At 64.9% G+C, this 14,019-nt stretch carries 10 protein-coding genes and 3 tRNA genes; 6 read left to right on the plus strand and 7 right to left on the minus strand.

The window, feature by feature from the left end:
• Positions 1-135: 135 nt before the first annotated feature.
• Both ACZ1JM_RS08335 and ACZ1JM_RS08340 read left to right on the plus strand, forming a co-directional pair.
• On the plus strand, positions 136-768 hold the full coding sequence (locus ACZ1JM_RS08335) for a 5-formyltetrahydrofolate cyclo-ligase (RefSeq protein ID WP_465134363.1): 633 nt from the start codon (positions 136-138) through the stop codon (positions 766-768).
• Between the two features lie 5 nt (positions 769-773).
• Positions 774-1,016 (plus strand): DUF2842 domain-containing protein, encoded by a 243-nt coding sequence (locus ACZ1JM_RS08340; RefSeq protein ID WP_465134364.1) that lies wholly within the window; start codon positions 774-776, stop codon positions 1,014-1,016.
• Between the two features lie 112 nt (positions 1,017-1,128).
• Here ACZ1JM_RS08340 and ACZ1JM_RS08345 read toward each other — a convergent pair.
• The 7 genes from ACZ1JM_RS08345 to ACZ1JM_RS08375 form a co-directional block, all read right to left on the minus strand.
• Positions 1,129-1,205: transfer RNA gene (locus tag ACZ1JM_RS08345), tRNA-Asp, on the minus strand.
• A 125-nt stretch (positions 1,206-1,330) separates the two neighbouring features.
• Positions 1,331-1,407, minus strand: a tRNA-Asp gene (locus ACZ1JM_RS08350).
• 192 nt (positions 1,408-1,599) lie between these two features.
• A complete protein-coding gene (locus tag ACZ1JM_RS08355) occupies positions 1,600-2,943 on the minus strand; it encodes a dihydrolipoamide acetyltransferase family protein (protein WP_465134365.1) in 1,344 nt (447 codons plus the stop codon).
• Between the two features lie 4 nt (positions 2,944-2,947).
• Entirely contained in the window at positions 2,948-4,000 is a 1,053-nt protein-coding gene (locus ACZ1JM_RS08360) for an alpha-ketoacid dehydrogenase subunit beta (protein WP_465134366.1), read from the minus strand.
• Entirely contained in the window at positions 3,993-5,303 is a 1,311-nt protein-coding gene (locus tag ACZ1JM_RS08365; RefSeq protein ID WP_465134367.1) for a thiamine pyrophosphate-dependent enzyme, read from the minus strand. The genes ACZ1JM_RS08360 and ACZ1JM_RS08365 overlap by 8 nt, the downstream gene beginning before the upstream one ends.
• 93 nt (positions 5,304-5,396) lie before the next feature.
• A complete protein-coding gene (locus tag ACZ1JM_RS08370) occupies positions 5,397-6,362 on the minus strand; it encodes a thymidylate synthase (RefSeq protein ID WP_465134368.1) in 966 nt (321 codons plus the stop codon).
• 140 nt (positions 6,363-6,502) lie between these two features.
• A tRNA-Pro gene (locus ACZ1JM_RS08375) sits at positions 6,503-6,579 on the minus strand.
• A gap of 184 nt (positions 6,580-6,763) precedes the next feature.
• Between ACZ1JM_RS08375 and ACZ1JM_RS08380 the strand changes: the two genes are divergently transcribed.
• The 4 genes from ACZ1JM_RS08380 to ACZ1JM_RS08395 all read left to right on the plus strand — a co-directional run bounded on the left by ACZ1JM_RS08380 (position 6,764) and on the right by ACZ1JM_RS08395 (position 14,014).
• A complete protein-coding gene (locus ACZ1JM_RS08380; RefSeq protein ID WP_465134369.1) occupies positions 6,764-7,294 on the plus strand; it encodes an RNA polymerase sigma factor in 531 nt (176 codons plus the stop codon).
• Between the two features lie 69 nt (positions 7,295-7,363).
• Positions 7,364-8,290, plus strand: a complete 927-nt coding sequence (locus ACZ1JM_RS08385; protein ID WP_465134370.1) for a FecR family protein — start codon at positions 7,364-7,366, stop codon at positions 8,288-8,290.
• A 5-nt stretch (positions 8,291-8,295) separates the two neighbouring features.
• A complete protein-coding gene (locus ACZ1JM_RS08390; protein WP_465134371.1) occupies positions 8,296-10,707 on the plus strand; it encodes a TonB-dependent receptor in 2,412 nt (803 codons plus the stop codon).
• Between the two features lie 100 nt (positions 10,708-10,807).
• The gene (locus ACZ1JM_RS08395) at positions 10,808-14,014 is read left to right on the plus strand and encodes an autotransporter domain-containing protein (protein WP_465134372.1); all 3,207 of its coding nucleotides are present in this window, start codon (positions 10,808-10,810) and stop codon (positions 14,012-14,014) included.
• Positions 14,015-14,019 lie beyond the last annotated feature (5 nt).

Genomic DNA, 14,019 nt, shown 5'->3' on the forward strand with positions numbered 1-14,019 from the left:
TGCCCGGCACGTGCCGTTCGAACATCCCTGAGGCTATAAGCAATCCATTGGGGGCTGTCCCTGCCCGGATCCTGGTCCGACGCACATGGTCCCCACCTGACGTCGAGGCGTCAGAGGATTTCTAGGAAACGACCCATGGTGGACCCGTCACCCCCCATTCCCCCCGGCATTAGCCCGTTTGCCGATGCCAAGGCCGCGCTCCGGCGCTCATACCGACAGGCGCGCAGTGAGCATGTCGACGGGCTTCCCGCAGGCTTGCGCGCGCTGATGCTCAATCGTCCCCCGGCGCCGCTGGTGGAGGCGATCCCCGCCAATGCGATCGTCGGCATCTATTATCCCTCTGGATCGGAAGCCCCGGCTTTGGGCTGGGCGAGGTGGCTGGCCGAGACAGGTCGCGGTGTCGCGCTGCCCTGGTTCGCTTCCCGCAGTTCGCCCATGGAGTTCCGTCTCTGGGACAATCCATGGGACGAGACGAAGCTTTGTGCCGGTCCGTGGCGTGCCCAGCAGCCCCCAGCACACGCAGCGGCGGTGACACCCGACCTTGTCATCGTGCCCCTGTTGGCCTTCACGGCGGACGGGCATAGGCTGGGCCAGGGTGGCGGCCATTATGATCGGTGGCTGGATGCGAACCCGCAGGTTCCGGCGATCGGCCTTGCGTGGGATTGCCAATTGGCCGAGGAACTGCCCATAGAAAGCCACGACCGTCCGCTAGCCGCCGTCGTCACCCCGACACGGATCTATCAGGCCCAGCCGCTCGAAAGGACATGAGCCAGATGCGCGAAACTCCGACATGGCGAATACCAATGGGCGTGCTGGCTATCGTCGCGGTGCTGATACTCTACGGGATTGCCGTCGCGACACTGGTTCCGCCGCTGATCGGGCAGTGGAACGCCCTGGCGCAGACGCCCGTCTACCTGCTGCTGGGCATCGTCTGGATCATGCCGTTGGGACGGTTTCTGATCTGGATGGAAACCGGTCGCTGGAGCGCCCCGCCCAAGGATCCGGAGACGCGCTGATCGCCTAGTTTCTTCACACTCGACGACATCGCTGGAAAACGAAAAGGCCGGGCTTCAACCCGGCCTTTTTCGATGGTTCATCGCTTGGCGTTATTGGCCACTTCTTGAGAAGTGGCGCGAGTGACGGGGCTCGAACCCGCGACCTCCGGCGTGACAGGCCGGCACTCTAACCAACTGAGCTACACCCGCGCAGCGATGAAAAAAGGCCGAGGCAAGCTCGACCTTGAACTCTATTCCGGAGACCCGGACAGCCCGCGCCTTGTCAGGGGCATGGACCATGCTTCCAACTGCCAGAGCAGAAAGGAAGTCCCAAGTGGCGCGAGTGACGGGGCTCGAACCCGCGACCTCCGGCGTGACAGGCCGGCACTCTAACCAACTGAGCTACACCCGCGTTCTTGCGGTTGCGTCCGCTTGGGAGCGCCGCCACTAGGCCACAGCCACAGGGCTGTCAACCGCCTAGCCGGGCCTTCCGAGACTTTTTTACGACGCTTTCTGATGACGTGAAAATTAGCTCAGAAACGGCGCATTGAAGGCAGCCGACCACCGCCTTTTAAAGGCGGTGATCGGCGGCAAATTAGTCTTCTCAGCCAGCCAGAATCAAGGCTGGTGCCTCAATCAGTTTCTTCAGGTCCTGGGCAAAGCTGGCGGCATCCCAACCATCGACGACGCGATGGTCGCAGCTCATCGAGATGTTCATGATCTTGCGCTTTTCGACACGCTCGGTCCCGTCGGGGCCTTTCACGAACATGGGCCGCTCGACGATGCGGTTCGGCCCGATGATGGCGACTTCGGGGCGATTGATGACCGGCGTCGTGGCAACGCCGCCCATCGGCCCGAGCGAGGTGACGGTGATGGTCGACCCCGACAACTCGTTGGACTTGGCCGACCCATCGCGCGCGGCCTGGGCAAGACGCGTGACTTCTGCGGCGAGCTGCCACAGATTGCGATCCTGCGCATCGCGGATGACCGGCACCATCAGCCCGCCAGGGGTCTGTGCGGCGAAGCCAAGATGGACCGAGCCATAACGCGTCACCACGCCCGCCTCGTCATCGTAATGCGCGTTCAGCATCGGGTACTGCGGCAGCAGCTTGCAGATCGCGGTGATGAGGAACGGTAGCATCGTCAGCTTGGGGCGATCCCCTCGCCCGGCGTTCAACTGCGCGCGGGTTTCTTCCAGCGCGCTTACGTCGAACTCCTCGACATAGGCGAAGTGCGGGATGTTGCGCTTCGACGCGGCCATGTTCTCGGCAATGCGGCGACGCAGGCCGATCACCCGCACCTGCTCGTCCACGCCCTTGCGTCCTGCAGGCTGGAAACCGCCGGCGGAATTGTAGGACAGGAAGGAATCGAGATCGGCGTGGCGCACCCGGCCATCTTCGGCAGGGCGCACTTCGGCCAGATCGATGCCAAGATCCTGCGCCCGCTTGCGCACTGCCGGGCTGGCAAGCACTTTGGCGTGGCTGCCAGTCACCGGAGCAGGCTCGCTCTTCGGGGCAGCAACGGTCTTGGCAGGAGCTTCCGCTTGCGGTCTGGCCGGTTTCGGTTCCGGCGGCGGAGCGGCGGGGGTCTGCGCTTCCGCCTCGGCGACCCGATCGGCATCGCCTGCATCCGGGTTTTCGGCTTCGATCCGCTCTTCCACCACGGCCGCTGTCGGCGCTGGCGCCTGCGCGGTTTCGCTGTCCTCGCCTTCCGTCTCGATCACCACCAGCGCCGAGCCGATGGCGATCACATCGCCTTCCGCGCCTGCAACTTCGATCACGGTGCCCGAAACCGGGCTTTCCATCTCGACGGTCGCCTTGTCCGTCATCATGTCGGCAAGGCGGCCGTCCTCCTCGACCGTGTCACCGACCTTGACGTGCCAGGCGACGATCTCGGCCTCGGCGATCCCCTCACCAATGTCGGGGAGCGTAAAAACATAGCGTCCCATCAGATCAATCCTTCATAAGCCGATCGACCGCTTCGCCGATGCGAACGGGACCGGGAAAATAAGCCCATTCAAGGCTGTGCGGGTAAGGGGTGTCAAACCCGGTGACGCGTTCCACCGGCGCTTCGAGGTGGTAGAAGCAACGCTCCTGCACCAGCGAGCATAGTTCCGCGCCGAAGCCGGACGTGCGGGTCGCCTCGTGTATCACCAGGCATTTGCCGGTCTTTTCCACGGACTTCTCCACAGTCTCGATGTCGAGCGGGACAAGCGTGCGCAAGTCAATGATCTCGGCATCAATGCCCTTCTCGGCCAGCACCGCCTCGGCAACGTGGATCATCGTGCCGTACGACAGGACGGTCAGCGCCGCCCCTTCGCGCACGATGCGCGCCTTGCCGAGCGGGATCTTGTAGTACCCCTCCGGCACATCGCCACCCGGATGGGCTTTCCAGGTGCGCGAAGGCTTGTCGTAGTAGCCATCGAACGGTCCGTTGTAGATGCGCTTCGGTTCGAAGAAGACGACCGGGTCGTTATCCTCGATCGAGGCGATCAGCAGGCCCTTGGCGTCGTGCGGCGTGCACGGGATCACCGTCTTCAGGCCGGCGACGTGCGTAAACAGCGCCTCCGGGCTCTGGCTATGCGTCTGACCGCCGAAGATACCACCGCCGAAGGGCGAGCGGATCGTGATCGGCGCGGTGAATTCGCCAGCCGAGCGATAGCGCATGCGCGCCGCCTCGGACACGAGCTGGTCCAGGCCGGGATAGATATAGTCGGCGAACTGGATTTCCGGCACCGGGCGCAGGCCATAGGCGGCCATGCCCACTGCCGCGCCGATGATCCCGCATTCGTTGATCGGTGAATCGAACACCCGGTTGCGGCCGAACTTCTTCTGCAGGCCCGCCGTCGCGCGGAACACGCCGCCGAAGTAGCCGACATCCTCGCCCATGATCACGATGTCGGGATCACGCGCCATCATGATGTCGAGCGCATCGTTGATCGCCTCGATCATGTTCATCTTGCGGGTCGGCGCCTCTCGCAGGCTCACGGGATCTTCCTCAAGCATCGCCGTGCTCCTTCCACTCGGGCCATTTTATACCACGCTCACGGATGGCCTGATCGGCCTGCTCCTCAAGGTGCCACGGCAGTTCCTCGAACACGTCCTCGAACATGGTATGGAACGGGTGGTGCAGGCCGTGACCCAGCACACCGTTCTTTTCCGCTTCCTTGGTCGCGGCCTTGACCTGCTCGACCAGTTCACGGTCCATCGCTTCCTGCTGTTCCTCGGACCATTCGCCGAGCGCAATCAGGTGCTTCTTGAGGCGCATGACCGGATCGCCCAGCGGCCATTCCTCGCGCTCCTGCGCGGAACGGTAGGCGCTGGGATCGTCCGAGGTTGAGTGCCCCTCGGCGCGGTAGGTGAAGTGCTCGATCAGGGTCGGCCCTTGGTTGGCACGGGCACGGTTGGCGGCCCACTCCATCGCGGCATAGACGGCGAGCGCATCGTTGCCGTCAACTCGCAGCCCGGCGATGCCATAGCCTGTGGCGCGCGCGGCGAACGTCGTGCGCTCCGCCCCGGCAAACCCGGAAAAGCTCGAGATCGCCCACTGGTTGTTGACGATGTTCATCACCACCGGCGCGTTATAAACCGCTGCGAACGTCATCGCGGCGTGGAAGTCTCCCTCCGCGCTCGACCCCTCGCCGATGAATGCTGTCGCGATGCGGCTGTCGCCCTTGATCGCGCTGGCCATCGCCCAACCCACAGCCTGGGGGAACTGAGTGGCAAGGTTGCCGGAGATGGAGAAGAACCCATAGTCCTTGGCCGAATACATTATCGGCAACTGGCGGCCCTTCAACGGATCGGCGCGGTTGGAATAGATCTGGTTGACCATGTCCACCAGCGGATACCCGCGCGAGATCAGTACGCCCTGCTGGCGATAGCTGGGGAACACCATGTCGTCGTTGGCCAGCGCCATCGCGCAGGCGACCGAGATCGCCTCTTCGCCGGTGCACTTCATGTAGAAGCTGGTCTTGCCCTGGCGCTGGCTGCGATAGAGCCTGTCGTCGAAGGCGCGGGTCAGCGCCATCGTGCGTAGCATCCGCCGCAGCGTCTCGGGATCGAGGCCCGGGTCCCACGCACCCACGGCCCGGTCGCTTTCATCAAGCACCCGAATCATGTCCAGAGTCAGCGGCCAGGTATCGCTCGCCTCGCAGTTCTCGTCCGGGCGAGCCAGCTTGCCAGCGGGCGGCACTGGAAGGTGTGAATAATCCACCACATCGCCCGGCCGATAACGCGGCTCGGGAACGTAGAGTTCGAGCGGCGGCAGATTGCCCCGCTGCGTGGCTGTTTTATCCGGGCCTGAGGCCATGTTGATCGCTCTCCCAGCGAATGTCCGACGAGGAATAGTGAGTCTCAAAATTCCACGTCAGAGTTATATTATTTCAAGATTGAGCAATGTCAATCATACCGCGACAGGGGCGGCAATATGGCTTTGCGGCGCATAATCAATCACATCGAAATCATTGATTTCATAATCGAAAATTGATTTGGGACGGCGAAGTATGGTCATTTTCGGCTGGCCCGAGGGTAGGCGCAAAAGCTGTTCCTCGACCAATTCGGCGTGGTTGAGGTACAAATGGACATCGCCGCCGGTCCAGACGACCTCGCCGGGTTCCAGATCACACTGCTGCGCCACCATGCGGGTGAGCAACGCCTGCGACCAGATATTGAACGCAAACCCCAAGCCCAGATCGCAGCTGCGTTGATAGAGCAGGCATGACAGGCGGTTGCCCGAAACGTGAAACTGATACGTCTTGTGGCAGGGCGGCAGCGCCATGGCGTCCAGCTCCGCGACGTTCCAGCCTTCGATGATGTGGCGGCGGCTGCCGGGATTGTTCCTGATCCCCTCGATCAGCTGCGCGACCTGATTGATGCCCGGACCCTGCCGGAACAGTCCTTCGCCCTGGGCCTCATAGGTCGGCCAGTCTACCCATTGCTTGCCATAGACCGGCCCCAGATCCCCCCATCGGCGGGCGAAATTCTCGTCCGCGACGATCCGGGCCGAGAACGCCTTGCGCTCGATCAGGTCGCCCGTTTCGCGGCGATAACGGTCGAGCGGCCAGTCCGTCCAGATTTCCACGCCTTGTTCGCACAGCTTGCGGATATTGGTGTCGCCGGTCAGGAACCACAGCATCTCGCGCGTCGCGGTCTTCCAGTAGACGCGCTTGGTCGTCAGCAGGGGCATGGCCCCGTCCGCCAGATCGAAGCGGATCGTTTCGCCGAACAGCGAGCGCGTGCCGACTCCGGTGCGATCGACCCGCTCGTCCCCCTGCGTCCAGATTCGGCGCATGAGATCGAGGTACTGGTGCTCCCAATGCGGGGCATGGGTGGCGACAACGAGATCGGCGTCAAGCGTGGCGGTGGTCATGGAAGGCAGCCTATCGCCCCAAACGCCGAAGCGAAAGCCTTGCACCGATCGGCACACGGGAAAGCCCGTCCAGTCCGAACCACAAAGGCGCCTCGAAACGACAAAAGGCGCATCCGAAGACGCGCCTTTTGCGGTGTAAATGGTCGGGGAAAGAGGATTCGAACCTCCGGCCCCTGCCTCCCGAAGACAGTGCTCTACCAGGCTGAGCTATTCCCCGACCGATCGAGCGATCCGAAGGACCGCCCGAGGCAGGAGCGCGCCTATAGAGAGCGATCCCAAGGGTGGCAAGAGCCTAGGCGCAAATTGTTCGACGCCGCGCAAAACGCCCTTGCTGATACGTCGAGCGCCCCCTTCCCCGCAGCCGCGCGAACGGCTATCTGCGCTGGCGAACCGAAACATCCATGCGCCCAGTGACAGCAAACAACCCCAGCGCCGGACTTGAAGCGGCTTTTCTGGAACACCGGGACAAGCTGGTGCGGTTCCTGCGCGCGCGGGGCGCTGGCGATGCGGCGGAAGACCTGGTGCAGGAAGTATGGATCAGGATCGCCGCCAGCCACACCGGCCCTGTCGCCGCGCCGTTGCCTTACCTGTTCCGCACCGCCGACCTGCTGATGATCGATCGCTTTCGCTCCACGCGGCAAGCCGGCGTCCGCGATCGCGACTGGACCGAGGCGAACGCCGGCGATCCTCCGGGAGTGTCGGCAGAACCGTCCGCCGAACGCCGCGTTCTTGCCGCGCAGGAAGCGGCGGGAGCGCTGGCGGTGCTGGACGGCCTGGGCGCTCGCCCGGCGGCGATCTTTCGGCTGCACCGGATCGACGGCCTGCCCCAGAAAGCCATCGCGGCCGATCTCGGCATCAGCCTGAGTACGGTGGAAAGCGACCTGCGCATCGCTTATCGCGCGCTCGCCGAGTGGAAGGAGCGCGCACGATGATGCCGGTATCCACGTTGCCGCCAAGGTTGCGGGCGATCGATTCCGTCTTCGGCTCAGAAGGAGCGCGTGATGGCGATTGAAGCTGAAATCCGGGAACAGGCGCTGGATTGGGCCGTGCGCGCGGGCGACCCCGCGTTTGCCGACTGGGAAGCCTTTACCCTATGGCTGGAGGCCGACCCCACTCATGCTCAGGCATATGATGAGGTATCTGCCGCCGTTGCGGAATCGGCCGAACTGATCGCCGATGCGGGACCCGGCAACGATAACCTGATCGACGATTATCCCGCATCGCCGCGCACCCGTCGTGCCTGGCTCGGCGGTGCGTTCGCGGCGTGCCTTGCCTTGGTGGCGGGGTTCTGGCTGTTGCATGGCGAGCAGCGTAATCTCTATGTCGTGCAGACGGCTCTTGGCGAAACGCGCGAGATCACACTGGATCCCGGCACGCGGGTGGCGCTCGCCGGAGGCACGACCGTCCGGTTCGATCGCAACGACAAACGGTTTGCCCAGATTGACGAGGGGCAGGCCCTTTTCACCGTCCGCCATGACGCCGCACACCCGTTCGAAGTGATGGCAGGCGATCGGCGGCTGGTCGACATCGGCACGGTGTTCGACGTGCAACACGATGGCGGCGACCTGACGGTTGCGGTTTCCGAAGGCGCGGTGCAGTTCGATCCGGGCGGCGCGGACGTTCGCGTATCCCCCGGACAGGTGCTCCGCCAACGGGGCACAGGCTATTCGCTCGACCGGATCGCAACCCCGCAAGTCGGCGAATGGCGCGAAGGCCGCCTGACGTTCGACGCCGCGCCGATCAGTGAAGTCGCCGACCGACTGAAGCGCGCAACCGGAATCGATTATGGCGCAGCGGCCGGCTCGGACGGCACCGTGTCCGGCTCCATCCTCGTCGCTCCGCTGCGCCGGAACCCCGCCGCGCTGGGTCCGCTGCTGGGTCTGTCGGTCCGTGCCGAGGGCAGGCGCTGGATGATCGGCGCCAAATAGACGAAATGCGCGTTGCCCCGATCGTTCTGGCGGCCGCTTTGGCCCTGCCCGGCACTGCCTTCGCTGAGGAGGTCGGGGTTTCGACGCGCGGCGGATCAGCGGGCGAGGTGGCGATCGAACTGGCGCGGCAGACCGGATCGAGCATCATTATCGCCGACCCCCGGATCGCCCGACGCCTGGTTCGGCCCATGCGCGGACGGATGGCGGCGGCGACGGCGGTACGGCAACTGGCCAAGGCTGCCGGTGGCCGCGCCATCGCCGTGGCGCCGGGAGCATGGCGGATCGAGGCAGCGCCAGCACCACGCGCCTCTGCCGCTGCGCCCGTCACCCCCCGACCCCGTCCGGTTGCGCGCCCGCAGGAGCCAGCCGTACCGATCGTCGTGATCGCCTCCAAGCGCGACTTGCGGATCGGCGAGATACCCGGCCAGGTCTCGATCCTCGATGGCGCTTCGCTGGAAGCGGGCGGCATCGGCGGCACGGAAAAGATCACCCAGCGCATCGCCACGGTCACGTCCACGCATCTTGGCAGCGGTCGCAACAAGCTGTTCATTCGCGGCATTGCCGATTCCAGCTTTACAGGGCCGACGCAGGCGACGGTCGGCCAGTACCTTGGCGATCTGCGCCTGACGTATAACGCGCCCGATCCCGACTTGCGCCTGTCCGACATGGCGCGCGTGGAAGTTCTGGAAGGTCCGCAAGGCACATTGTACGGCGCGGGATCGCTGGGCGGCATCATTCGGCTTGTCCCCAATCCGCCGGTCCTTGGACAGACGAGCGGATCGATGGCGGTGGGCGGATCGCTGACGCAGGACGGCTCTCCCGGCGGCGACGCGGCGGCGATGGTCAACCTGCCGCTGGGCGACAGCATGGCATTTCGCGCCAATGTCGATGCGGCGACGCTGGGCGGCTATATCGACAAGCCGCGCATCGATCGGCGCGACGTGAACCGCACCCGCATTCTTGGCGGTCGTGCCAGCCTGCGCGCGCAGATCGCCCCGGACTGGACGGTCGACCTGATCGGCCTGGGCCAGTCCACGACTGCACGCGACAGCCAGTACGCCACACGCGGCGCCCGCCCTCCGCTCACCAGCGATGCGTTGGTGCAGGAAGGGTCGGACGCGGATTACCTGATGGGGCAGTTGGTAATCTCCGGCCGCATCGGTGAAATCCGCATACGATCGACGACGGGCGCGGTTCGCCAGCATCTTCAGGAACGCTACGACGCGAGCCAAAGCGAAGACGCCCCCCGCCTTTTCGCGCAGCAGAACCGCACCCGCATGATCGCGCACGAAACCCGGATCTGGCAGCCGGAACGCGGCGGCTTCAGCTGGATCCTGGGGACAAGCTATACCCACAACCGTACGGTGCTGACGCGTGGCTTCGAAACGCAAGTATCGACGCAGGCGGCGACGGGCGTGCGTAACACGATCGACGAGGCGACGATCTACGCCGAAGGATCGCTGCGCATCCGCCCCGGCCTGACCGCCACTGCGGGCGGCCGCATCACCCATTCACGGCTGAGTGGCGCGGGGGAGGATGTGCTGCCCTCCATCGCCTTCGCCCGCGCGGCCGTGACGGCGGATCGCACTTCGACGACCGTTCTGCCGTCCGTGGCGCTGAACGCCGAAGTCACGCGCGATACCGCGCTTTACATGCGCTATCAGGAAGGCTTCCGACCCGGCGGTTTCGCGATCGAAAGCGATTTCGTTCGCCGCTTCAAGGGCGATCGCACCGGAACGTGGGAGTTCGGCCTTCGCCATGGCCGCCCCGGCGCAGGCAATTTCGATTTTTCCGCCAGCGTATCCTACACCCGCTGGCGCGACATTCAGGCCGATTTCATCGACAATTCCGGCTTGCCCAGCACGGCCAATATCGGCGACGGGCGAGTCTGGTCGGCCAGCGTTACCGGAGGATACCAAGTGGCGACGGGCCTGCGCATCGAAGCAGGGGCGACGTGGAACCACAGCAGGGTGGACACGCCGCCGCTTGAACTGCTGGCTCTTGTCGCCCGCAGCGCGCCAGCCGCTTCGATGTCGGGTCAAAGCCTGCTGGACGCCACCCTGGCCCGATCGATGCAAGTGCCCAACATCGCACAGTTTTCGGGCCGGATCGGCATCGGCTGGAACCGCGAACTGCGCGAGAACCTGCGGATCACCGCCAACGGCTGGGCCAGCTACGTAGGCGAATCCCGGTTGGGAATCGGCCCCGAACTCGGACGACCGCAGGGCGATTATCTGGACAGTGGCGCAGATGTACGGCTCGGCACGGAGCGATATGGCGTGACGCTGGCGCTGAACAACATCACCAATTCGCGCGGCAATCGCTTCTCGCTCGGCACCCCGTTTGGCACCGCGCGCGATCAGGTGACGCCGCTGCGACCGCGCACGGTGCGACTGGGGCTGGACGTCCGCTTCTGACGGTCGAATCGTGCATGGTTCCCGCTCCATGCAAATTTTTTTCAAGGCTGGCCGCGAAGGTCTCCGTCTCAGTGGTCATTGACCGCCTGAAGGGACGAAGATGCCTCGCTACCTGTCTGCCAAGACCCTGCTTGCCACCAGCGCATTGCTGGCCATCGCTTCCGCTGCCCATGCCGAAGATATCACCACCAAGCGCACCGCGCCGCTTCGGACATCGACCGTCAAGAACGGCGTTGCCGATGCGATCAACATCACTTCCGCAGGCGGCGTCACGGTCACTGCCGGAAGCGCCGTCACGCAGGACAGCAACCATGCCGTCAGCAACGCCGGGGCAATTGCGATCAGCAACGCCAACGGTTCGGTCGGCATCGATTCGCTGGCGGGCGTCAGTGGGGACATCACCAATACCGGTACGATCACGATCGACGAGCCCTATGAGCCGACCGACACCGACAAGGACGGCGACCTCGACGGTCCGTTCGCGCTTGGCTCCAATCGCTACGGCATTCGCACGCAGGGCGCGCATACCGGCAAGCTGACCAACGGCGGCACGATCACGATCGAAGGCAACGATTCGGCCGGTATCGCGCTTGGCGGCAAGCTGACCGGCGCGTTCACGCATGACGGCACCACGAAAGTCATCGGTGATCGCACCGTGGGCGTTTCCGCCCAGGCGATCGACGGGAATGTCCGACTCGCCGGCACCGTTTCCGCGCAAGGCAAGGACGCGATCGGCGCGCGCTTCGCAGGCGACGTGAACGGAGCAATGGTCGTACAGGGCAACATCGCCTCCACGGGATACCGCACCACCACCCCGCCCGCCGATCCTTCGAAGCTGGACGCTGACGATCTGCTGCAAGGCGGCCCTGCCCTGCTGGTCGAGGGCAATGTAAGCGGCGGCATCATTCTGGCGGTCGCACCCAAGGCCGATCCCGCCAAGCCGGACTCCGATGCCGACGGGATCGAGGATGCCAAGGAGGGCAACGCAAAGGTCGTGTCCTATGGCGCGGCGCCGGCCGTGCAGATCGGCGCGACCGACCGAGCCATCGCCATCGGGCCGGTTGCGGGCACTGCCAGCGGTTTCGGCCTTATCGTCGATGGTTCGGTCGAAGGCCTCGGCCTTTATTCCGGCATCAACGCCAATGGCCTTGTGGTCGGTGGACGCGGCGGCGCGGTGACGATTGCGAACGGAATTGGCGTATCGGGCACCGTCACTGCCACCTCGAACGGCGCCAGCGCCACGGCCCTGCGCATCGGCAGCGGCGCTTCTACACCGCTGCTGCAGAACACCGGCACGATCTCCGCCGGGGGTGGCAACACCGTGGGCGCGGTGGCCACGGCGGTTCGCGTGGACGCTGGCGGCAACCTGCCGATCCTGCGCACCAGCGGAACGATCAAGGCCGTCGCCGGAGAGAAAGGATCGGCCACTGCGATCTCCGACGCCAGCGGCACGCTGACCCTGATCGAAAATGCCGGCACGATCTCCGCCACCGGAGCCAAGGCAGGCGAAGGCCGCAACATCGCGATCGACTTGTCCGGCTCGACCGCCAACCTGACGGTGCGCCAAACGCAGGTCGCCGCCGGCATCACCGCGCCCTCCATCGTCGGGGACGTACGCCTGGGGTCCGGCAACGACACGCTCGACCTTGCCGACGGCTCGTTGACCGGCAATGTCATTCTAGGTGCCGGTAACAACACGCTGTCGTTGTCCGGCGACGCGACGCAGACCGGCGCCGTTTCCTTCGGCAGCGGCAGCGATACGATGTCGCTTGCCGGGACCAGCGTCTACTCAGGCGCGGTCGATTTCGGCGGCGGAACGGATGTGCTGAACCTCGCCGGAACCGCGCGCTTCACCGGATCGGTAGCGAATGCCGCCACCCTCGCCGTCAAGGTTGCGGGCGGTACGCTGGACATCAACCGGCCCGCCGTCATTGGCTCGCTGGACGTGGGATCGACCGGCATCGTCATGGTCACGCTGAACAAAGCGGCGGGGGCAGGATCAGGCTACACCGTTGCGGGCAACGCCAACTTCGCCGAGGGAGCCAAGCTGGCCATCCGCATCGCCGACGTGGGAACAGCAGAGGGCAGCTATCAGGTGCTCACTGCCGGAACCCTGACTGGGCGCGACAAGCTGGCCACGTCCACCGACCTCGTGCCGTTCATGTTCAAGGCCGAACTGAACAAGACCGCCGCCGCGAACACCATCGTCGTCGATGTCTCGCGCCGCACCGTGTCCGAACTGGGACTCAACCGCTCCGGCGCGGCGGCCTACAATGCCGTGTTCAACGTGCTGGGCCAAGACAAGAAAGTCGCCGACGTGTTCCTTGGCATCACCGAGGGCGAAACCTTCCGCGCCGCTGTCGGTCAGTTGCTGCCCGATCACGCGGGCGGCGCGTTCGAGAGCATCAGCCTCGGCACCCGCGCGCTGGCTCGGCAGATGCAGGACCCGATCGGGCCGATCGTGCGCAGCGGCAGCTTCAGCACCACCATCAACATGGCGGTCTGGGGCAGCGACCGGAAGACCGGCGACAGCGCAGCCTATAAGCTGAGCGGCTATGCCTGGTCGGCCACCGGCGAGTACGAGACGAAGATGGGCCGCTTCGGCGCGACGGTCGCCTACCTGTGGAACAACCACCGCAACGGCGACATCAATGAAGTCGACGGCACCGCGCTGGAACTGGCTGCCCACTGGCGCGCCAAATTCGGCCCGTTGAGCGCTTTTGCACGCGGGTCGTACGGCATGGCCGATTTCGACGGGACGCGTAACTTCGTCGGCATGGCCGGCACCGAGGAAGTGCGTCGCAAGATGGAAGGCAAGTGGGACGGCACGTTCGTCACGGCCGCCGGTGGCGCCTCGTTCGAGGGCGGATCGCAGTTCTTCTTCTTCCGGCCCGGAGTCACGGTGGACTACGTGCGCCTGAAGGAAGACGGCTACACCGAAAAGGGCGGCGAAAAGCTGAACCTGACTGTCAACAGCCGCAAGAGTGACGAACTGGCCGTCAATCCCAGCATGACCATCGGCGTCGATTTCCTGGGCATGCGCGCGGAAGATGAAAACTGGTTCCGCGTGGAAACCGAAGGTGGCTGGCGCGAGATCCTGAAGGGCGGCCTGGGTGCGACAACGGCCCATTTCGAAGGCGGGCCGGACTTCACTCTCACCGGCAATGACGCCACCAGCGGCTGGTTCGCCCGGGTTCGTGCCATCGGCGGCTCAGCAGGCTTTACGATGGGCGGCGAAGTGTCGGCAGAGGATCGCCACGGCAGGGTAGACCTAGCCCTGCGCGGTTCCATCACGGTCGGTTGGTAAAGGCG

The sequence above is a fragment of the Novosphingobium sp. BL-S-24 genome (assembly GCF_055521575.1).